The 18,624-nt window shown below is 69.6% G+C and carries 18 protein-coding genes, 1 tRNA gene and 1 rRNA gene; 10 read left to right on the top strand and 10 right to left on the bottom strand.

Features of this window, described 5'->3' with window-relative positions; genetic code table 11:
- Positions 1-101: 101 nt before the first annotated feature.
- Both EXE59_RS15700 and tyrS read right to left on the bottom strand, forming a co-directional pair.
- A 16S ribosomal RNA gene (locus EXE59_RS15700) occupies positions 102-1,617 on the bottom strand.
- A 542-nt stretch (positions 1,618-2,159) separates the two neighbouring features.
- Positions 2,160-3,425 carry a tyrosine--tRNA ligase gene (gene tyrS / locus EXE59_RS15695; RefSeq protein WP_135839741.1) on the bottom strand — a complete coding sequence of 422 codons (1,266 nt, stop codon included), beginning with the start codon at positions 3,423-3,425 and terminating at the stop codon, positions 2,160-2,162.
- Positions 3,426-3,498: 73 nt separating this feature from the next.
- Here tyrS and EXE59_RS15690 point away from each other — a divergent pair, with 73 nt between their 5' ends.
- Positions 3,499-4,893, top strand: coding sequence for a serine/threonine-protein kinase (locus EXE59_RS15690; RefSeq protein ID WP_135839740.1), 1,395 nt, complete (start codon positions 3,499-3,501; stop codon positions 4,891-4,893).
- On the opposite strand, the gene EXE59_RS15685 is transcribed toward EXE59_RS15690, so the two are convergent.
- From EXE59_RS15685 to EXE59_RS15675, 3 genes are read right to left on the bottom strand one after another with little or no spacing between them, the layout of a single operon-like run.
- Positions 4,890-5,564 (bottom strand): response regulator, encoded by a 675-nt coding sequence (locus tag EXE59_RS15685; protein ID WP_135839739.1) that lies wholly within the window; start codon positions 5,562-5,564, stop codon positions 4,890-4,892. The genes EXE59_RS15690 and EXE59_RS15685 overlap by 4 nt on opposite strands.
- Positions 5,561-6,838 carry a sensor histidine kinase gene (locus tag EXE59_RS15680; RefSeq protein WP_135839738.1) on the bottom strand — a complete coding sequence of 426 codons (1,278 nt, stop codon included), beginning with the start codon at positions 6,836-6,838 and terminating at the stop codon, positions 5,561-5,563. Before EXE59_RS15680 ends, EXE59_RS15685 begins: the two co-directional genes overlap by 4 nt.
- Positions 6,839-6,857: 19 nt before the next feature.
- Positions 6,858-7,250 carry a hypothetical protein gene (locus EXE59_RS15675; RefSeq protein WP_135839737.1) on the bottom strand — a complete coding sequence of 131 codons (393 nt, stop codon included), beginning with the start codon at positions 7,248-7,250 and terminating at the stop codon, positions 6,858-6,860.
- Positions 7,251-7,428: 178 nt separating this feature from the next.
- On the opposite strand from EXE59_RS15675, the gene EXE59_RS15670 reads away from it, so the two are divergent.
- Entirely contained in the window at positions 7,429-8,949 is a 1,521-nt protein-coding gene (locus EXE59_RS15670) for a serine/threonine-protein kinase (protein ID WP_135839736.1), read from the top strand.
- Between the two features lie 32 nt (positions 8,950-8,981).
- Here the strand turns inward: EXE59_RS15670 and EXE59_RS15665 are convergent.
- Positions 8,982-9,055 (bottom strand) — tRNA-Ile (locus EXE59_RS15665).
- 13 nt (positions 9,056-9,068) lie between these two features.
- The gene (locus EXE59_RS15660; RefSeq protein ID WP_168218548.1) at positions 9,069-10,025 is read right to left on the bottom strand and encodes a GNAT family N-acetyltransferase; all 957 of its coding nucleotides are present in this window, start codon (positions 10,023-10,025) and stop codon (positions 9,069-9,071) included.
- 121 nt (positions 10,026-10,146) lie between these two features.
- Here EXE59_RS15660 and EXE59_RS15655 point away from each other — a divergent pair, with 121 nt between their 5' ends.
- Genes EXE59_RS15655 through EXE59_RS15645 form a run of 3 tightly spaced genes read left to right on the top strand, consistent with a single transcriptional unit; the run spans position 10,147 to position 13,688 of the window.
- Positions 10,147-11,595: a DUF1800 domain-containing protein gene (locus tag EXE59_RS15655; RefSeq protein ID WP_168218547.1), complete on the top strand. Its 1,449-nt coding sequence runs from the start codon at positions 10,147-10,149 to the stop codon at positions 11,593-11,595.
- Between the two features lies 1 nt (position 11,596).
- Complete coding sequence (locus tag EXE59_RS15650) at positions 11,597-12,895, top strand: DUF1501 domain-containing protein (protein WP_135839733.1); 1,299 nt, start codon at positions 11,597-11,599, stop codon at positions 12,893-12,895.
- 40 nt (positions 12,896-12,935) lie between these two features.
- Positions 12,936-13,688, top strand: a complete 753-nt coding sequence (locus tag EXE59_RS15645) for a PIG-L deacetylase family protein (protein WP_135839732.1) — start codon at positions 12,936-12,938, stop codon at positions 13,686-13,688.
- Positions 13,689-13,705: 17 nt separating this feature from the next.
- On the opposite strand, the gene EXE59_RS15640 is transcribed toward EXE59_RS15645, so the two are convergent.
- Entirely contained in the window at positions 13,706-14,455 is a 750-nt protein-coding gene (locus EXE59_RS15640; RefSeq protein WP_210429032.1) for a GntR family transcriptional regulator, read from the bottom strand.
- A gap of 146 nt (positions 14,456-14,601) precedes the next feature.
- Here EXE59_RS15640 and EXE59_RS15635 point away from each other — a divergent pair, with 146 nt between their 5' ends.
- The 3 genes from EXE59_RS15635 (at position 14,602) to EXE59_RS15625 (ending at position 17,077) form a co-directional block, all read left to right on the top strand.
- A complete protein-coding gene (locus EXE59_RS15635) occupies positions 14,602-15,825 on the top strand; it encodes a cation diffusion facilitator family transporter (protein WP_135839731.1) in 1,224 nt (407 codons plus the stop codon).
- Between the two features lie 94 nt (positions 15,826-15,919).
- Positions 15,920-16,588 carry a haloacid dehalogenase type II gene (locus EXE59_RS15630; RefSeq protein WP_135839730.1) on the top strand — a complete coding sequence of 223 codons (669 nt, stop codon included), beginning with the start codon at positions 15,920-15,922 and terminating at the stop codon, positions 16,586-16,588.
- A gap of 51 nt (positions 16,589-16,639) precedes the next feature.
- Positions 16,640-17,077 carry a hypothetical protein gene (locus EXE59_RS15625; RefSeq protein WP_135839729.1) on the top strand — a complete coding sequence of 146 codons (438 nt, stop codon included), beginning with the start codon at positions 16,640-16,642 and terminating at the stop codon, positions 17,075-17,077.
- Positions 17,078-17,155: 78 nt separating this feature from the next.
- Here the strand turns inward: EXE59_RS15625 and EXE59_RS15620 are convergent, their stop codons facing one another.
- A complete protein-coding gene (locus tag EXE59_RS15620; protein ID WP_135839728.1) occupies positions 17,156-17,362 on the bottom strand; it encodes a heavy-metal-associated domain-containing protein in 207 nt (68 codons plus the stop codon).
- Between the two features lie 175 nt (positions 17,363-17,537).
- On the opposite strand from EXE59_RS15620, the gene EXE59_RS15615 reads away from it, so the two are divergent.
- On the top strand, positions 17,538-17,801 hold the full coding sequence (locus EXE59_RS15615; RefSeq protein ID WP_135839727.1) for a CDGSH iron-sulfur domain-containing protein: 264 nt from the start codon (positions 17,538-17,540) through the stop codon (positions 17,799-17,801).
- A gap of 42 nt (positions 17,802-17,843) precedes the next feature.
- On the opposite strand, the gene EXE59_RS15610 is transcribed toward EXE59_RS15615, so the two are convergent.
- Positions 17,844-18,143, bottom strand: coding sequence for a metal-sensitive transcriptional regulator (locus EXE59_RS15610; protein WP_135839726.1), 300 nt, complete (start codon positions 18,141-18,143; stop codon positions 17,844-17,846).
- A 169-nt stretch (positions 18,144-18,312) separates the two neighbouring features.
- On the opposite strand from EXE59_RS15610, the gene EXE59_RS15605 reads away from it, so the two are divergent.
- The gene (locus EXE59_RS15605) at positions 18,313-18,612 is read left to right on the top strand and encodes a metal-sensitive transcriptional regulator (protein ID WP_135839725.1); all 300 of its coding nucleotides are present in this window, start codon (positions 18,313-18,315) and stop codon (positions 18,610-18,612) included.
- Positions 18,613-18,624 lie beyond the last annotated feature (12 nt).

Below are 18,624 nucleotides of genomic sequence, written 5' to 3'. Positions count from 1 at the left end.
AGACCCCCGAAGGGACCCCGACCAGCCATCGACGATTCCACTAGTGAACACCACCATGCGTGCCAGAACATCCGCCTGGCATCGGGGCGCGTGCTCCTTAGAAAGGAGGTGATCCAGCCGCACCTTCCGGTACGGCTACCTTGTTACGACTTCGTCCCAATCGCCAGCCCCACCTTCGACGGCTCCCTCCACAAGGGTTGGGCCACCGGCTTCGGGTGTTGCCGACTTTCGTGACGTGACGGGCGGTGTGTACAAGGCCCGGGAACGTATTCACCGCAGCGTTGCTGATCTGCGATTACTAGCGACTCCGACTTCATGGGGTCGAGTTGCAGACCCCAATCCGAACTGAGACCGGCTTTTTGGGATTCGCTCCCCCTTACGGGATCGCAGCCCTTTGTACCGGCCATTGTAGCATGCGTGAAGCCCTGGACATAAGGGGCATGATGACTTGACGTCATCCCCACCTTCCTCCGAGTTGACCCCGGCAGTCTCCTATGAGTCCCCACCATTACGTGCTGGCAACATAGAACGAGGGTTGCGCTCGTTGCGGGACTTAACCCAACATCTCACGACACGAGCTGACGACAGCCATGCACCACCTGTACACCCCCAAAAGAAGCCCCATCTCTGGAGCGGCAGGGTGTATGTCAAACCCAGGTAAGGTTCTTCGCGTTGCATCGAATTAATCCGCATGCTCCGCCGCTTGTGCGGGCCCCCGTCAATTCCTTTGAGTTTTAGCCTTGCGGCCGTACTCCCCAGGCGGGGCGCTTAATGCGTTAGCTGCGGCACGGAATCCGTGGAATGGACCCCACACCTAGCGCCCAACGTTTACGGTGTGGACTACCAGGGTATCTAATCCTGTTCGCTCCCCACACTTTCGCTCCTCAGCGTCAGGTCATTCCCAGAGAACCGCCTTCGCCACCGGTGTTCCTCCTGATATCTGCGCATTTCACCGCTACACCAGGAATTCCGTTCTCCCCTGAATACCTCTAGTCTGCCCGTATCGAAAGCAAGCGCCGTGTTAAGCACGGCGTTTTCACTCCCGACGCGACAAACCGCCTACGAGCCCTTTACGCCCAATAATTCCGGACAACGCTCGCACCCTACGTATTACCGCGGCTGCTGGCACGTAGTTGGCCGGTGCTTCTTCTCCCACTACCGTCACTTGCGCTTCGTCATGGGTGAAAGAGGTTTACAACCCGAAGGCCGTCATCCCTCACGCGGCGTTGCTGGATCAGGCTTCCGCCCATTGTCCAATATTCCCCACTGCTGCCTCCCGTAGGAGTCTGGGCCGTGTCTCAGTCCCAGTGTGACCGGTCACCCTCTCAGGCCGGCTACCCGTCGAAGCCATGGTGAGCCATTACCTCACCATCAAGCTGATAGGCCGCGAGCACATCCCTGGCCGAAAAACTTTCCACCACCATCCCATGCGAGAAGTGGTCGTATCCGGTATTAATCACCGTTTCCGGTGGCTATCCCAAAGCCAAGGGCAGATTACTCACGTGTTACTCACCCGTTCGCCGCTCGAGTACCACCGAAGTGGCCTTTCCGCTCGACTTGCATGTGTTAAGCACGCCGCCAGCGTTCGTCCTGAGCCAGGATCAAACTCTCCATCGAAAAACACCACCACCCAACCCACAGGCCAGGCAGCGACTATCAATAAGAGCCACATCCCCCGACTGAACAAAACTAGCGAAAGACACCCCAAACCCAAAAGAGCCCAGGGCATCAGCCAGAATCATTGTCAAAGAAACCGCGACACCAACCAAAGCCAGTGCCAACGGGGCATAACAAACTAATTCGTCGACTAATCAAACACACTGTTGAGTTCTCAAGAATCAGACGCACCCACATCGCGATCCGGTGAGGATCTCGGTTGCGTGAGGCAACTGGTCAAACCTAGCGAGCGAATCCGAGGCGTTGCAAATCCTCGGCCGTTCCGCTCTGTCCCGGTGGTGTCACCGTGACCGATGACCGCTTCGGGTTGTCCTGCCCGGGGCCGGGAGCCCGGCCTGACCGGCCTTGCTCCCCGCCGCTCCCTGGCGACAGACAGAACATTATGCGTCTGGCCTAGATCGCGCAAATCGAAACGATGTGACCGCGGGCACATCGACGTTTCCGCAGGTCAGAGGCCTGTTGGGGCTGGTGGGGCGACTGGGTCAGCCGACTTCGACGCCGGCAAAGTTCTTCTTCCCGCGTCGCAGCACCAGCCAGGAGCCGGCCACGAGGTCGGCTGCGGTCGGCTGCAGCTCGACGTCCTCGACGCGCACGTTGTTGAGGTACGCGCCCCCCTCGGCCACGGTCCGGCGCGCCTCGCCCTTGCTCTTGGCGAGGCCCGCGGACACCAGCAGGTCCAGGATCCCGGGCAGCTCGCCGGGCGGGAGGGTCGTACCGCCTGCCTCTCGCAGCGCCGAGGCGAGGGTCTCCGGCTTGATGGCACCGAGGTCTCCCCCGCCGAACAGTGCCGCGGCGGCCGCCTTCGCGTGCTCCACCTCCTCGGCACCGTGCACGAGCGCGGTGACCTCGTCGGCGAGGCGCTTCTGCCCGGCGCGCACGAAGGGCTTCTCCGCTGTCTGCTTCTCGAGGTCCTCGACCTCCTCGCGGTCGAGGAAGGTGAAGATCCGCAGGAGCTCGCCGACCTTCTCGTCCTCGACGTTGAGCCAGAACTGGTGGAAGGCGTAGGGCGAGAGCATCTCCGGGTCCAGCCAGAGCGCGCCGCCCTCCGTCTTCCCGTACTTGGTGCCGTCGGTCTTGGTGATCAGGGGCGTGGCGAAGCCATGGGCGTTCTCCCCCGTCACTCGGCGGACGAGCTCCGCACCACCGGTGATGTTGCCCCACTGGTCGGAGCCGCCGAACTGGAGCTGCACGCCGTGCTCGCGGAACAGGTTGAGGTAGTCCATGGACTGGAGCAGGACGTAGGAGAACTCGGTGTAGCTGATGCCCGACTCCAGGCGACGCTTGACCGTGTCGCGGGCGAGCATCCGGTTGACCGGGAAGTGCTTGCCGATGTCGCGGAGGAAGTCGATGGTCGACAGCGACGCGGTCCAGTCGTAGTTGTTGACCGTGGTCGCCGCGTTGGACCCGTCGAAGGACACGAACCGCGACACCTGCTGGCGCACGCGCTCGGTCCACTCCTTGACCGTGTCGAGGGAGTTGAGGGTCCGCTCGCCCGAGTCGCGCGGGTCGCCGATCATCCCCGTGGCGCCGCCGACCAGGATGTAGGGCGTGTGTCCGGCGTCCTGCAGGCGGCGCGCGGTGACCAGCTGGACCAGGTTGCCCATGTGCAGGCTGGGCGCCGTCGGGTCGAAGCCCACGTAGAACTTGACGCTCCCCTCGCCCAGCGCCGCGCGGAGCGCGTCGCGGTCGGTGGAGTGGGCGACGAGGCCGCGCCACTCCAGCTCGTCGAGGACATTCGCGGTCGTCACGTGGATTCCTTCGGGTGGTCTCGGGTTGGTGGACGGGCACTAGCCTAGGGCGAGGAGTCAGGAGGCACGCCACGTGATCGCAGGCAGGTACACGCTCGAGCGGGAGATCGGTCGGGGCGGCTCCGGCACGGTGCACCTGGCGCTCGACGAGGTGCTCGGCCGGCAGGTCGCGATCAAGCGCATCGGGCTGATCCCGGGCTCGGACAACGCCGAGCTCGAGCGTGCCGAGCGCGAGGCGCGGCTCGCCGCGGCGCTCAACCACCCGAACGTCGTCTCGGTCTTCGACCTGGTCGACGCCGACGACGTCCGCTGGCTGGTGATGGAGTTCGTCGACGGCGAGACGCTCAGCGAGCGGGTGCGCTCGTCCGGACCGCTGGAGACGACCGAGGCAGCGAGGCTGCTGGGACAGACGGCGGACGCGCTCGTCGAGGCGCACGGCCTCGGGATCGTCCACCGCGACGTCAAGCCCAGCAACATCCTGATCGCCGGCGGCGACGCCAAGCTCAACGACTTCGGCATCGCCCGCGCCACCGACGACCCCTCCCTCACCCAGACCGGGCTGGTCACCGGATCGCCGGCCTACCTCGCCCCCGAGGTGGCGTCCGGATCGTCGGCCACCCCGGCGAGCGACGTCTGGTCGCTGGGCGCCACGCTCTACCACGCGGTCACCGGCAGGCCGCCGTACGAGGTGGGCGACAACCTGATCGGCGCCCTCTACAAGATCGTGCACGAGGACCCGCCGCGCCTGCCCGGGGACCACCCGATGGCCGGCCTGCTGACGGTCATGATGAACCGCGACATCGAGGCGCGCTGGTCGATGCCGCGCGTACGGGACGAGCTGGGCCGCATCGCGCGAGGACAGCTCTCGACCATCCGTGCTGCCGCTCCGGCGACCGCCACCAGCGCGCCCCGCCAGGACACCGGCGTGCTGCCCACGGTCCAGCAGCCCGCGCCCGTCCACCCGCCCCCGCGCCCCGGGCACCCCGGCGCCCGACGGTGGGGCCTCATCGCCGCGGCGGGGGTGCTCGCGGTCGCAGCCGTGGTGGCGGCGTACGTCCTCGCAGGTCGTGACACACCGGAGGCGGTGACCGAGGACGGGCCCAGCACGCCCCGCACCTCGCAGGCAACCGGCAGCAGCACTCCCCCGTTGTCCGCGGAGGACACCCGCGAGCAGATGGACGCGTTCATCACCTCCTACCTCGAGACGGTGACGTCGGATCCGGAGGCTGCCTTCCAGCAGCTGACGCCGGAGTTCCGCGAGGCCAGCGGTGGCTTCGAGGGATACATGGGGTGGTGGGGACGGGTGCGTTCCGCGACGCTCGAGGAGATCGAGAGCAACCCGTCGGACCTGACGGTGGGCTACACCGTCGACTACGTGATGAAGTCCGGCGAGCGCGACACCCAGCGTGTGCGGCTCCAGCTCGAGCGATTCGACGACCAGCTGCTGATCGCTGGCGAGGGCAGCTAGTCCCGAGCTCCTTCGCTGCCACCGGCGCCGCCGAGGTCGTGCCGCTGTGCCCACAACGCCGCCTGAGTGCGGTCGGCGACCCCGATGCGCTGGTAGGCCGACGTCAGGTGGGCCTTCACCGTCCGCTCGGTGATGCCGAGCCGGGCCGCGATCTGCTTGTTGAGCAGGCCCTCGACGACGAGGCGGAGGACCTCGGCCTCACGAGGTGAGAGCCCTGCACCATCCGCGGCGGACGGAACCGTCCCGCCCCGGCCGTGGGCGGTGCGCGACACCAAGCGCCTCGCCGCGCGCGGGTCGAGGGGCGACTCGCCGCGGGCGACCGCGCGGATGCCGTCGAGGAGGGACTCCGGCTCGGCGTCCTTGAGCAGGTAGCCCACCGCTCCGGCCCCGATCGCCGCGTCGATCCGCGCGTGGTCGGAGAAGGACGTCAGGACCAGCACCCCGGTGCCCGACGCCTCCCCGACGATCGCTCGAGTGGCCTCCACGCCGTCCATCACCGGCATCTGCAGGTCCATGACGGCGACGTCGGGCCGCATCTCCCGCACGAGCGCGACGGCCTCCCTTCCGTCGCGGGCGACACCGACGACCTCGAGGTCGTCGGTGGACTCGATCAGGCCGGTCAGGCCACGGCGTACGACGGCGTGGTCGTCGGCCACCACGACGCGGATCATCCGACCGGGACCTCCATCCGGACCACGGTGCCGTCCCCGGGGGCCGACTCCACCTCGAGCGTGCCGTCGTGCTCGCGCACGAGGCTCTGGGCCGTGCGCAGCCCGAAGTGGTCCTCGGCGACGACGGCGTCCCGGGCGTACCCCACGCCGTCGTCGACGACCTCGAGCACGATCCGGTCGCCCTCGCGGCGCACCGTGAGGGACATCCGGTCGGCACGGGAGTGCCGTGCCACGTTGCGCACGGCCTCCTGCGCCACCCGCCAGAGCAGTTCGACGGCGCGTGGCGGCGCGTCCTCGGTGCCGGTCACGTCGACGTCGACCTCCACCCCGCTCGCGACCAGCGGCGCGACCAGGTCGTCGACCGCCGCCGCGAGGCCGCCGGTGTGCAGGTCGGGAGGGTAGATCTCGACCAGCAGCGACCGAAGCGACCTCATGCTGACCCGCAGCGACCGGCCGACGGCCTCGAGCTCGTCACGGGCGGCACCATCGGTCCTCGAGGCCACGGTGGACAGCGCCATGGACGACCCTGCCAGGTCCTGGACGACACCGTCGTGCAGGTCGCGCGCGATGCGCAGGCGTTCGGCGTCCGAGGCCTGCACGGCTGCCTCGAGCAGCCGCTCGCGCTCCCGGGCCGCCCGCGACAGGCGGCGCGAGAGGAGGAGGACCAGCGGCGTTCCGAGCGCGACGAGAGCGAGGAGAGCACCGAGGGTGATCGGGAGGAAACGGTCGAGGATCTGCGCGCGGCTCTCCCGGATGTCGTCGACGCCGAGGTAGGCCTCGAAGAGCAGGGGCTGTCCCTCGGGGGACTCGATGCGGGTGTAGACCTCGAGCAGGTCGCCGCCGAGCGCACGCTCGAACCTGTTCTCCGGACGGCCGAGGTCGGAGAGCTCGGCCTCGGTTCCGCCGTTGGTGAGCACCTCGACCTCGTCGTCGCCCAACGGGTAGACCGCACCGATCAGCTCGGTGCGGTCGCTGTAGAGCACCGTGCCGTCGGCGTCCCACAGCTTGACCCGCAGGACGTCGCCGACGAGCAGCCGGTCGAGGGCCGTGCGGTCCAGGCGGTCGATGGCTGCCGCGTCGCCGTCGACCAGGCCCCGGGGGATCTCCGGTTGCGCGACCGACCGGGCGAGCACCCACGTCAGCGACCGGGCATCGGCGATCGCCTCCTCGTCGGCGGCCGAGCGGCTGAGCGCGCTCGTGGCGACGACCACGACGACGAGCGTGACGAATCCCGCGGCGAGGAACTGCGCCACGGGATTCGTCAGCCAGCGCATGGGCGTACCTCCGGTGAGGTCAGTAGTTGACCACACCCCGGCACACCTGGCCGTCGCGCGCGGCGCGGAAGACGATCGCGTCGGTCCCGGCGAGGTCGACGACCTTGCGCTCCACCTCGAATGAGCCGCTGCGACCGGTCGTGGTCCCGACGCCGCGCTCGCTGACGGAGCCGTTGTGGCGCAGCGTCCAGCGCCAACGCTGGCCCGAGACGTTGCTGTCGATCTCGCCCTCGACCTCGAGCCGGCCGTCGTCGGTCTTGACCTTGAGCTTCCAGTCGGCGCTGCCGCTGCAGCTGCCGGTGCGGATCACGCGGTCGTCGTCCCCGCCGGCCGAGGCCGCGGGAGCCGCGAGCGCGACGACGAGGGCTGCGGTGAGGGCGAGTGCTCCGGGGATGGTGTTCGTGCTGGGCATGGGGTCCTCCTCTGTGGGTGGGACCAGCCTCGTCCTCGGCAGGCTCGCCGACGAGATGTCCGATGGTGCTAGTACCCGCAGGCGGGGTCCAGCGGCGGTGCGGACGACTGGTCCCATCGGGTGAGGACGTGTGACGTGTGATGACTAGCCTTGAAGGTCAGCCACGGAAGGGGCCCACGTGATTGCAGGCAGGTACCGCCTGGAGAGGGAGATCGGCCGCGGCGGTGCAGGCGTGGTGCACCTCGCGCACGACGAGCTGCTCGACCGCCGCGTCGCGGTCAAGCGCATCGGCCTGCTGCCGGGGACCACCGACGACGACGTCCTCCGCGCGGAGCGAGAGGCGCGGCTCGCAGCCGGGATCAGCCACTCGCACGTCGTGTCGATCTTCGACCTCGTCAAGGACGACGACTGCTACTGGCTCGTGATGGAGCACGTCGACGGCCGGACGCTCGCGGAGCTGGTTGCCGCCGAAGGTCCCCTGCCGGCGCAGCGCGCGGCGGCGATCCTCGCCCAGGCGGCCGACGCACTCGTCCAGGCCGGGCGGGCGGGCATCGTCCACCGCGACGTGAAGCCCAGCAACATCATCATCACCGCGGACGACCACGCGAAGCTCGGTGACTTCGGCATCGCCCGGACCTCCGGCGACACCGCCCTCACGCAGACGGGCATGGTGACGGGCTCTCCCGCCTACCTCGCACCGGAGGTCGCGTCGGGCGAGCCCGCAACGGAGGCCAGCGACGTCTGGTCCCTCGGCGCCACCCTCTTCCACGCGGCCGCCGGCCGGGCGCCCTACGACGTCGGGCAGAACGTGCTCGGCGGTCTCTACCGGATCGTCAACGGCGACCCGCCGCGGCTGCCCGCCGACGACCCCGTGTCCGGGCTGCTCGCGGTCATGATGGTCAAGGACCCCGCGCGGCGCTGGCCCGTCGCTCGGGTGCGCGACGACCTCCGGCGCATCGCCCGGGGCGAGCCGAGCACCGCGCCCGCGACGTACGACTCCTCCAACCACGACGCCGCCCCGACGGCCGTGCTGGCGGCGGACACAGGGGCGGCCTCGACGGCAGACGAACCCGGACCGGCCACGCGCACGACCGCGGCCCCCGTGGTCCCCCGTGGGGCGCCGGCGGAGGAGGCACCGTCTCCTCCGCTCGCCCCCAGCGGCTCCCGTCGGCTGCCGGTGGGCGCCGTCGCGGCGGTGCTGGCACTCGTGCTCCTGCTGGGACTGGGGGCGTGGCTGCTGCGGCCCGACGACGAGTCCCCGGGCCCGTCGGGCGGCACGGCGGAGCCGACGAGGTCGGACTCGCAGGAGCCCAGCGAGGAGCCCAGCGAGGAGCCCACCGAGGAGCCCAGCGAGGAGCCGGCCACCGATCCCGACCCGTCCGACGGGCCGGGCGCGACCCCTGCTGCGATGCGCACCTTCGTCGATGACTACTTCGCCCAGGTCACCTCGGACCCCGAGACCACCTTCTCGATGCTCACCCCGGAGTTCCAGGCGGCGAGCGGCGGCTTCGAGGGCTACCAAGGGTTCTGGAGCACGATCGAGTCGGCCACGCCACGCGACATCCGCGCCGACCCGCGGTCCCTGACGGCGACGTACACGATCGAGTTCGTCACCACGTCGGGCCGGACCACGACGGAGCAGGGGCGGCTGCAGCTCGCCCGGCAGGGGGACGGCTTCCTCATCGCCGGCGAGGGATGACCCCGCCCCCGTGCTGCTCGTAGGGCTGATCGTAGGGCGGGTGGGGCTCGAACCCACGACCCAAGGATTATGAGTCCTCTGCTCTGACCGACTGAGCTACCGCCCCTCGAGGCCAGACCCTAGGCGATGGCCACGTCCATCTCGTACATGTGCTCCACCACCCGGAAGCCCAGGGCCGTGTTGGTGCGGTGCATGGCGGTGTTGTCGGGCGCGGTCCACGTGTGCACGTGCCTCACCTCGGCGGGCAGGTCGGCGTAGTTGGCCGCCTTGAGGGCAGCCCCGAGGCGGTGGCCGCGGTGCTCGGGCATCACCAGCGTGTCGTCCTGCCAGCCGTAGTCGGTGCCGTGCGGCACGAACAGCAGCGAGTAGCCGCCGAAGACGCCGTCCGAGCGCCGCCGGGCAGCGGCCACCCGCACGTCGTACGCCCGGGTCAGCCGCTCCTCCGACGCCGAGAGACGGGCGTCGTCGAGGACCTCGGGCTCGAGGTCGAGGTCGCCGGTCGGGGCGTCGGCGTTCATCTGGTTGCGCATCGCGAGGTAGGAGGCGCGGTGCTCCTCGGGGCAGCGGCCGCGCCACAGGACGACCTCGTACGCCGGATGGACCGGTGAACCGGGCACCGGCAGGCGGGCGAGGAGGTGGTCCTCGCGGTGCCGCTCGACGGCGCCCGTCGCACGGGCGAACTCGTGTGCCGCCCCCGCGACGTCGACGTCGACGCTCACCTCTCCCCCGATGCGGGTCCGGCCCGCTGCCCGGGCACGCTCGACGAGGGCCTCCCACAGGCGGCGCCCGACGCCCTGGCGCCGGTGGCCGGGCAGCACGTGGACCTCGGCCCACGCGACGTCGGTGTTCTCGGTCAGGGGCAGCTCGAGCTCGGCCACCCCGACCACCTCCCCGCCGACGACGGCCCGCAGCCACGATCGTGCGTGGTGGCTGCTCGGGGACGTCGCCGTGACCTCGAAGGCCGCGAGAGTGGTCGTGAGGGCGTGGGGGCGGTCGGCGCGTACGGCCTGCTCCATCACCTCGTGCCAGGTGGTCCGTCCGGCTGAGTCTGTCGGGTCGAGCTCCTCGATCACCACCGATGCATGGGATCGCACCGCAGCCGCGCGCGCAAATGGAAATCGCTGTTCGACTTCTCGTCCGGGGTGTCGCGTGGGACAGTGTGGCGTCTCGGAACGGCTCGGGTTTGGGAGGACCTCGGTGGCCAAGGATCGACCAACCCTGCTGTCACCCTCGCAGCGGCACCTCGTCACGCGCTTCGGCTACGGCGTGGACGCGACGCTCGCGCGGGACGTACGCCGCGCCGGTGGCGCCTCGGCGTGGTTCGAGAGACAGCTCACCCGCCCCGGCTCGTTCCCGGACGCGCCTGCCGAGGCCGTGCGCCGGTGGTGGCCCGACCTCGACCGGAAGCCGGCCGACCTCTGGCAGCGGCAGGTGCAGGAGGTCCGCGGCGGCTGGCAGGTGATGGAGGACTACGGGCGCTGGCTGCTGGTGCGGCGCATCCGGACCCGCCGACCGGTGCTGGAGAAGATGACCGAGTTCTGGGAGGGCATGCTGCACGTGCCGGTGAGCGGCGACGCGCAGTTCACCTGGCGCGTGGACTACGGCGACACCATCCGACGCCACGCCCTGGGTCGCTTCGACCAGCTGCTCCTCGAGACGACCACCCACCCCGCGATGCTGATCTTCCTCTCCGCGGCCACCTCGACGAAGCGTGCACCCAACGAGAACCTCGGCCGCGAGCTCCTCGAGCTGCACACCCTCGGCGCAGGCCAGTACGACGAGGACGACGTGAAGGCGTCGGCGCGGATCCTCACCGGCTGGCACGTGGACCTGTGGAAGAGCTGGGACCGGTCCTACGTCAAGGAGGACCACTGGACGGGGAAGGTCGAGGTCCGCGGCTTCTCGCACACCAACCGCAAGGCCGACGGCCGAGCGGTCACCAAGGAGTACCTGCGCTACCTCGCCCACCACCCCGACACCGCGCACCGCGTGTGCGAGCGGTTGGCGACGAAGTTCGTGCGCGACGACCCGCCGCGCTCGCTGGTGAAGCGGCTCGCGAAGGTCTACCTGCGCAACGACACCGCGATCGTCCCGGTGCTGCGGGCGCTGGTCGCCAGCAAGGAGTTCCGGGCATCGGCGGGCGACAAGCTGCGCGACCCGAGCGAGGACGTCGTCGCGACCTACCGGGCGCTCGGCGTGGAGGTCGGTCGCCCCACCCGCAACGACTCGGGCGCCAACGCGATGATCTGGCAGGCCTCGGGTCTCGGGCTGTCCCCGCACGCGTGGCCGCGACCCGACGGCACACCGGTGACCGACGACGTCTGGGCGTCCCCGGCCCGCGCGCTCGGCTCGATGAGCATGCACTGGTCGATGGCGGGCGGTTGGTGGCCGTCGCACGGCCTGCGCTACCGCGAGCCGAAGGCGTGGGTGCCGGCGAAGAAGCCGATCCGGTTCAAGGACCTCGTCGACGACGTGAGTCGCGACCTGCTCCACCGCCCCGCGTCCAGGCGGCTCCTGGAGACCGCGTGCCTGGCCACCGGCTGCAAGGCCAGGGAGAAGATCGACCGCGAGCACGGTCTCTACCAGTGGGGCTTCCCACGCCTCCTGGCTGCCGTCCTCGACTCCCCCGACCACCTGGCGTGCTGACATGACGACTCACGAGACCACCTCCCCCGGCCGGACCTCCCGCTCCTGCGGTTGCCCCGACTTCGACGAGGCACGCCTGGCGCTGAGCCGGCGCCGGCTCGTCGGGACTGCCCTGGCCGGAGGCGCCGTCGCCCTCGGCCCCTCCCTGGCGGGCACGGGTCCACAGGCGTACGCCGTCACCGGCCGCACCGCGACGGCGCTCGCGGCGCCCGGCGGCTCCGTGCTGGTGCTGCTGTCCCTGCGCGGTGCCGCCGACGGCCTGTCCCTGGTCGTCCCCCACGCGGACCCCGTCTACTACGCGGCCCGGCCCCGCCTCGCCATCCCGGCGGCGTCGCTGCTCGCCGCGGACGCGATGTTCGGCCTGCACCCGGCCCTCGCCCCGCTCGTGCCGATGTGGAACTCCGGCACCCTCGCGGCGGTCCACGCCACCGGGATGGCCACCCCCAACCGCTCGCACTTCGCCGCGATGGAGGCGATCGAGGACGCCGCGCCCGGCTCGTCCGAGCGCAACGGCTGGCTCAACCGGCTGCTCGGCGAGCTGCCCGGCACCTCCCCGCTGCAGGGCACCGCGATGGGCAACCAGGTCCCGACCTCGCTCTTCGGCGCCCACCCCGCCTTCGTCGTGAACCGTGTCGACAACGCCAAGGTGTCCGGCACGGAGGAGGACGGGCGACGGCTCGCCTCCCTCAGGCACGCCTGGACCGGCAGCAGCCCCATGAGCCGTGCGGTGCGCGACGCGATCTCCGGCGCGGAGACCTTCGGGCTCGCCCGGGACACCTCAGCGGGCACGCCCACTCCGGCGTACCCCGGCACCGGGCTGGGCAAGGCGCTCTCCGACGTCTCGCGCATCGTCCGCTCCGGCGTGGGGGCCGAGGTGATCACCGTCGACCAGGGCGACTGGGACATGCACACCGACGCGGGCACGCTCGAGTGGGGGGACATGAAGCGCAATGCCGGCGACCTCGCCTCGTCGATCGCCGCCTTCTTCGCCGACCTCGGACCCGCCGCCGACCGGGTCACGCTGGTGACGCTCAGCGAGTTCGGCCGCCGCGTCAAGGAGAACGACGACTACGGCACCGACCACGGCTTCGGCAACGTCATGTTCGTCGCCGGTGCCGGGGTGAGGGGCGGGCGCTACTACGGCTCGTGGCCCGGTCTGCACGACACGCTGGACGGCGACCTGCTGGTGACCACCGACTACCGCAGCGTGCTGGCTGAGGTCGTCACGAGACGGTTCGGCGTCTCCGTCGCGCAGGTGTTCCCCGGCTTCGCGCCCCAGGCCGTCGGCGTGATGGCCTGACGAGCAGACACACCGCGCGCTGCGGTGCCATGCTCGGGACATGAACGACGAGCGCCCCGGTCCCCCGTCCTTCGAGCCGCTCCCGGAGGACTGGGAGACCGCACTCTTCGTGGTCGCCCACCCCGACGACGTCGAGTACGGCGCCGCCGCCGCGGTGGCCAGGTGGACCGCGCAGGGCAAGCGCGTCGTCTACTGCATGGTGACCAGCGGCGAGGCCGGGATCGACGGGGTCCACCCCGCCGAGTGCGGTCCGCTGCGTGAGGCCGAGGAGGTCGCCTCCGCGGCCGCCGTCGGTGTCGACGAGGTGGTGTTCCTGCGCCTGCCCGACGGCATCCTGGAGTACGGCGTGGAGCTGAGGCGATCGATCGCGCAGGTCGTGCGCGAGCAGCGCCCCGACATCGCGATGACGATCAACTTCCGCGAGACATTCGGAGGGACGAACCTCAACCAGGCCGACCACATCGCCGTCGGCAAGGCGCTGCTCGACGCCGTGCGCGACGCGGGCAACCGGTGGGTCTTCCCCGAGCAGCTGGTCGACGGCCTCGAGCCGTGGGGCGGCGTACGCGCCGTGTGGGCGGGCGGGTCACCGCAGGCGACCCACGCCGTCGACGTGACCGACACGTTCGCCGCGGGCGTCGACTCGCTCAAGGAGCACCGGGCCTACATCGAGGGCCTCGGCTGGGAGGGCTGGGACCCCGAGGAGTTCCTCGACGGCATCCTGCGCGGCGGCGGACAGGGCCTCGGCGTCACGCACGCGGCGACGTTCGAGGTCTTCCCACTCGGCTGGGGCTGAGCGGGCGCGGCCCGCCCTCAGGACCGGGTCGCGGGGCGGCGTGGGTCCGCCGACACGCCCGCCAGCCCCGGGGGTGCGGTCCCTCCGACCACACGGGTCACCAGGGCGTCGATCACCCGCTGGCGGCTCTGCTCGATCTGCTCGACCACGATCCGACGCGCGCTCTCGACGTCGCCGGCGAGCATGGCGTCATAGAGCTCGTGGTGCTCATGCATCTGCTCGATGCTGCTGTCGCGTGCGTCGAGGCTCAGGAAGAACAGGCGTTGCATCTCCTCGAGCAAGTTGCGAAGCATGTGTGCCAGACGTTGGTTGCCGCTGATCTCGGCGATCCGAACGTGCAGGTCGAGGTTGTCGACGATGAAGCGTTCGTAGCTCTCCTGGTCGCCGTGCACGTACTGGGCATGGGCGAGGTCGTGCAGCGCCGTGATCGCTTCTCGGGGAGCACGCTGGATGGCGAGCTCGACCGCGGCCGGCTCGAGCAACAGCCTGAGCTCGAAGACGTCGTGCACGCTGCCGAGGGTGATCGGTGAGACTCGGTACCCCTGGCGGGGGCGTACGTCCACGAACCCCTCCTGCACCAGTCGGCGAAGCGCTTCGCGGACAGGGGTCCGCCCTATGCCGGTGCTCTCGGCGAGGGCCGCCTCGCGCAGCTCTTCGCCGGGGGCCAGCTCGCAGAGCAGGATCCGGCGCTTGAGGGACTCGTATGCCTCATCCGTCCCGCTGCGGCTGCTACGCGCGTCGGAGGGAGACCTGGGTGCTGGGCTCAAAGGCAGTCCTTCTGAGGGTTGACTTATCTGGGGGAGACCGTAATACGGTTTGTGATACATCACAACCAACCTCACGTGACGAACCACGGCGCGGCATCACCGCCGATGCCACCGTCCGGAGCAGAGAAGGACAAGGGCACCACCCCATGACGCACCCGCACCCGCACCCCGACCGCACGACCGAACCTCACTCCGGGGACCACGACCACGACCATGACCACAGGCACGGCCACGACCACGGCCACGACCACGGCCACGACCACGGCCACGGCCACGGCCACGACCACGGGGGCCACGACCACGACCACGGCCATGGCCACGACCACGAGCACGGATCGGGCGTCTGGGCGAAGATCAAGCACGCCCTGGTGCCGCACGCGCACGACTCGAACGAGGCGATCCAGTCGGCGGAGGAGTCCAGCAGCCAGGGCATCCGGGCGGCCTGGATCGGCCTGGCCGGGATGGGCGCGACCGCGATCCTGCAGATCGTCATCGTGGCGATCTCAGGGTCGATCGCGCTCCTGGCCGACACCCTCCACAACGTGGGTCACGCCGCCACCACGATCCCGCTGATCATCGCGTTCCGGATCGGCCAGCGCGCCGCCAGCAAGCGGTACAGCTACGGCTACCGTCGCGCCGAGGACCTGGTCGGCCTCTTCATCTCGCTGATCATCGCCCTCTCGGCGGCGCTGATCATCTGGGAGTCGGTCGACGCCCTGCTGAACCCGCGTGAGCTGACCAACCTGTGGTGGGTCTTCGCTGCCGGCCTCGTCGGCGCCGCCGGCAACGAGCTCGTCGCCATCTACCGGATCCGCGCAGGCAGGAGGATCGGATCGGCCGCCCTCATCGCCGAGGGACAGCACGCCCGCGCCGACGGCCTCACCTCGATCGCCGTGGTCATCGGAGTCATCGGCGTGTGGCTCGGGTTCCCCCAGGCCGACGCCATCATCGGCTTCTTCATCGCCGCAGCGATCCTGGGCATCCTGTTCAGCTCGCTGCGGATCACCATCCGTCGGCTCATGGACGGCGTCGAGGACGGTGTCATCGACCGCATCACCGACGTCATCGCCTCCACCCCCGGCGTCGTCAGCGTGGGGCGGGTCCGCGCCCGCTGGAGCGGCCACCGGATGGAGGTCGACGCCAACATCGCCGTGGACTCCCGCCTCACCGTGCTGGAGAGCCACACCCTGGCCGAGGAGATCGAGCACCAGGTGCTGCACTCGGTGGCCCACGTCGAGAACGTCGTCGTCCACGTCAACCCCGTCGTGGACGGGGTCGAGCCCCCCGAGCTGCACGAGCTGACCCATCACCACACCAGCGCCCAGGCACGCCAGGAGTACCTCGCCCGCAAACGCGGCGCGTCCTCGTGACCGCGGAGCACCGATGACGGGCTGCGCCCATCGGGCGCACAGCGCAGACATTCCTCACCAACCGAGTAGCGAGACCTACCTAGGAGCACTGCAGATGATCGACCTCCAGCCCAAGTTCATCACCTTCGACTGCTACGGCACCCTGACCGCCTTCGGCATGTCCGCGATCACCCGGGAGCTGCTCGCCGACCGGGTCCCCGGCGAGAAGATGGAGGACTTCCTCGATGACTTCGAGGCCTTCCGCGGCGACGAGGTCCTCGGTGCGTACAAGCCGTACCACCGGGTGATCAACGACGCCCTCGCCCGGACCGCCACGTTGTGGGGCATCGAGCACCGGGACAGCGACGGGGAGGCGATCTACGAGTCGGTGCCGTCCTGGGGCCCCCACCCGGACGTGCCCGAGCCGTTGGCGGCACTGGCCGACAGATTCCCCCTGGTGATCCTGTCCAACGCCGCCGACGAGCAGATCATGCACAACGTCGACAAGCTCGGCGCACCCTTCCACTCGGTCTTCACCGCGGAGCAGGCCGGGGCCTACAAGCCCCGCCTCCAAGCGTTCGAGTACATGCTCGACGAGCTCGGCTGCGGCCCGGGCGACATCCTGCACGTCTCGTCCAGCCTGCGCTACGACCTCATGCCCGCGCACGACCTGCGGGTGACCAACAAGGTCTACGTCAACCGAGGCTACGAGCCGAGCACGCCCTACTACGGCTATCACGAGGTCAGCGACATCGCTGGCCTGGCCGGACTCCTGGGGATCTGAAGACCACCCCGCAACCCGCGGCTCCGGCCGCAACCCAACGAAAGGAAGCACATGCAGCGTCGCGACATCTTCATCAACGTCGCCAAGCCCGGCCACGGAGACGAGGCCAGGAAGTACCTCGTCGAGTGGCTCCGCTCCCTCGACGGACACCCCGGCTACCTCGGCGGCTCCGTGCTCGAGGAGGTGGCCGGCGAGCTGCTGCCGGACACCGTGGTGCTGATCATGGAGTTCGAGTCCACTGAGGCGGCACGGGCCTTGTGGCCCAAGATCGAGAACACGATCAACCCGCTCTACCCCGACGACAAGACCGACAAGACCCCCGACCAGGGAACCGCCTTCTTCGACGGCACCAAGGACGCAGTCGCCGCTGGCGGCGAGCTGCAGTTGAAGTTCACCCGAGGCGACGGCCTCTTCGCGCGGATGCTCCACGTCCACGCAGCCGTCGTCGAGGAGGTCGCTGCCTCAGGACGTTCCGACGACGCAGCCTGACGTGCACGGGGAGGGGCCCGCCCGCGGCGGCCCCTCCCTGTGCACGATCGCTGCGGCCCGGGACAGGACCACGAGACGTCAGTCGGCGATCTTGTAGCCGACCTTCGCGACGGCCGCGCGAATGGCAGCGTCATCCGCCTCGCCGAACACCTCGAGGGTGCCGTCGGAGACGTCCACGTCGACGTCGTCGACGCCCTCGATCTCGGTGACGGCGTTGGTCACCTTGGTGACGCACCCGTTGCAGGTCATGCCGACGACGGTGTAGGTGGCAGGGCTCGTGCTCATGCGGGGTTCTCTCCTCAGGTCATGCCGCGCGGAACTGCGGCCAGTCCTTCATAGGCTACCCCCCTACCGTATTCTGTCAAGAGACGCTGTTGTTGACTTAATACCCTCCCCCGGTATGGTGTGCCACGACATTCATCATGCCGAACCCGGACGACACATGGAGGACGTGCCACCCATGACCGACGCCACCCCACCGCCAGCGCCACGCCCGACGAGCGTCAAGGCGGTTCGCAACGGCCCGCTGCAGGTGAAGGGCACGTTCAGGCTGCTCGATCCCGACGGGGAGGAGTACGACCTCACCGGGCAGCGCATCGTGCTGCTGTGCCGGTGCGGGCGCTCGGCGAACCAACCGTTCTGCGACTCGAGCCACAAGCGCACCCAGTGGAGCAGCCAGGACCAGCCCACCGCGTGCGAGGACGCTGACGGCGGAGCGGCCTGACGCGGACCGCGAACCGGCCCGATCCACCCCCGGTCGGCCAGATCAGGAGCGGACCAGTCGCGCGATCGCGTCGGTGGCCTCCTTCAGCTTGGCGGCGCCCTCATCGCCGCCGGCGGCAGCGGCGTCGACCACGCAATGGCTCAGGTGCTCCTCCAGCAGGCCGAGCGCCACCGACTCCAGCGCCTTCGTGATGGCGGAGATCTGGGTCAGGATGTCGATGCAGTACTTCTCGTCCTCCACCATGCGCTGCAGCCCTCGTGCCTGCCCCTCGATCCGGCGGAGTCGCCGGACGTAGTCGTCCTTGCGCTGGAGGTAGCCGTGCTGGTGCGGCGTCTCGGTCATGTGCCTCATCTTCCGTGTGCGCGGTTCTCCGGCGGCAGTCCGGTCGACTGAACTGTACCCGGTACCGGTATTGGAGAGGTCTGCACGGACAGAGAAGGAGTTGACTCAGATACACTAGGGGGGTATCGTATCTCGACAGTGAACAGCTTCGTCGAACGAGGTGGAAGAAGTGTCCGAGGCGATCCAGCATCCTGGCTACAGCCCGCGCAAGGCTGACTTCCAGCGTCGACTGCGGCGCATCGAGGGACAGGCCCGCGGCCTCCAGCGGATGGTCGACGAGGACAAGTACTGCATCGACATCCTGACCCAGGTCGCGGCCATGACGTCCGCGCTCGAGTCCGTGGCCCTGGGGCTGCTCGACGAGCACCTGCACCATTGCGTGGTGGAAGCCGCCGTCGCCGGTGGACCCGAGGCGGAGCAGAAGCTCGCCGAGGCGTCCGCGGCCATCGCACGCCTCGTCCGTTCCTGATCCACCGAAAAG

The sequence above is a fragment of the Nocardioides eburneiflavus genome (assembly GCF_004785795.1).
GTDB lineage: Bacteria > Actinomycetota > Actinomycetes > Propionibacteriales > Nocardioidaceae > Nocardioides > Nocardioides eburneiflavus.
The sequence above is the reverse complement of the archived record's forward strand: the minus strand, read 5'-3'. Positions and strand labels throughout refer to the sequence as shown.

Bases quoted from the DNA above. Each gene is read 5' to 3' on its own strand.
- EXE59_RS15635 (WP_135839731.1), top strand. From the start codon at position 14,602: ATGACGCACCCGCACCCGCACCCCGACCGCACGACCGAACCTCACTCC.
- EXE59_RS15630 (WP_135839730.1), top strand. From the start codon at position 15,920: ATGATCGACCTCCAGCCCAAGTTCATCACCTTCGACTGCTACGGCACC.
- EXE59_RS15650 (WP_135839733.1), top strand. From the start codon at position 11,597: ATGACGACTCACGAGACCACCTCCCCCGGCCGGACCTCCCGCTCCTGC.
- EXE59_RS15675 (WP_135839737.1), bottom strand. From the start codon at position 7,250: ATGCCCAGCACGAACACCATCCCCGGAGCACTCGCCCTCACCGCAGCC.
- EXE59_RS15685 (WP_135839739.1), bottom strand. From the start codon at position 5,564: ATGATCCGCGTCGTGGTGGCCGACGACCACGCCGTCGTACGCCGTGGC.
- EXE59_RS15680 (WP_135839738.1), bottom strand. From the start codon at position 6,838: ATGCGCTGGCTGACGAATCCCGTGGCGCAGTTCCTCGCCGCGGGATTC.
- EXE59_RS15625 (WP_135839729.1), top strand. From the start codon at position 16,640: ATGCAGCGTCGCGACATCTTCATCAACGTCGCCAAGCCCGGCCACGGA.
- EXE59_RS15620 (WP_135839728.1), bottom strand. From the start codon at position 17,362: ATGAGCACGAGCCCTGCCACCTACACCGTCGTCGGCATGACCTGCAAC.
- EXE59_RS15615 (WP_135839727.1), top strand. From the start codon at position 17,538: ATGACCGACGCCACCCCACCGCCAGCGCCACGCCCGACGAGCGTCAAG.
- EXE59_RS15645 (WP_135839732.1), top strand. From the start codon at position 12,936: ATGAACGACGAGCGCCCCGGTCCCCCGTCCTTCGAGCCGCTCCCGGAG.
- EXE59_RS15610 (WP_135839726.1), bottom strand. From the start codon at position 18,143: ATGACCGAGACGCCGCACCAGCACGGCTACCTCCAGCGCAAGGACGAC.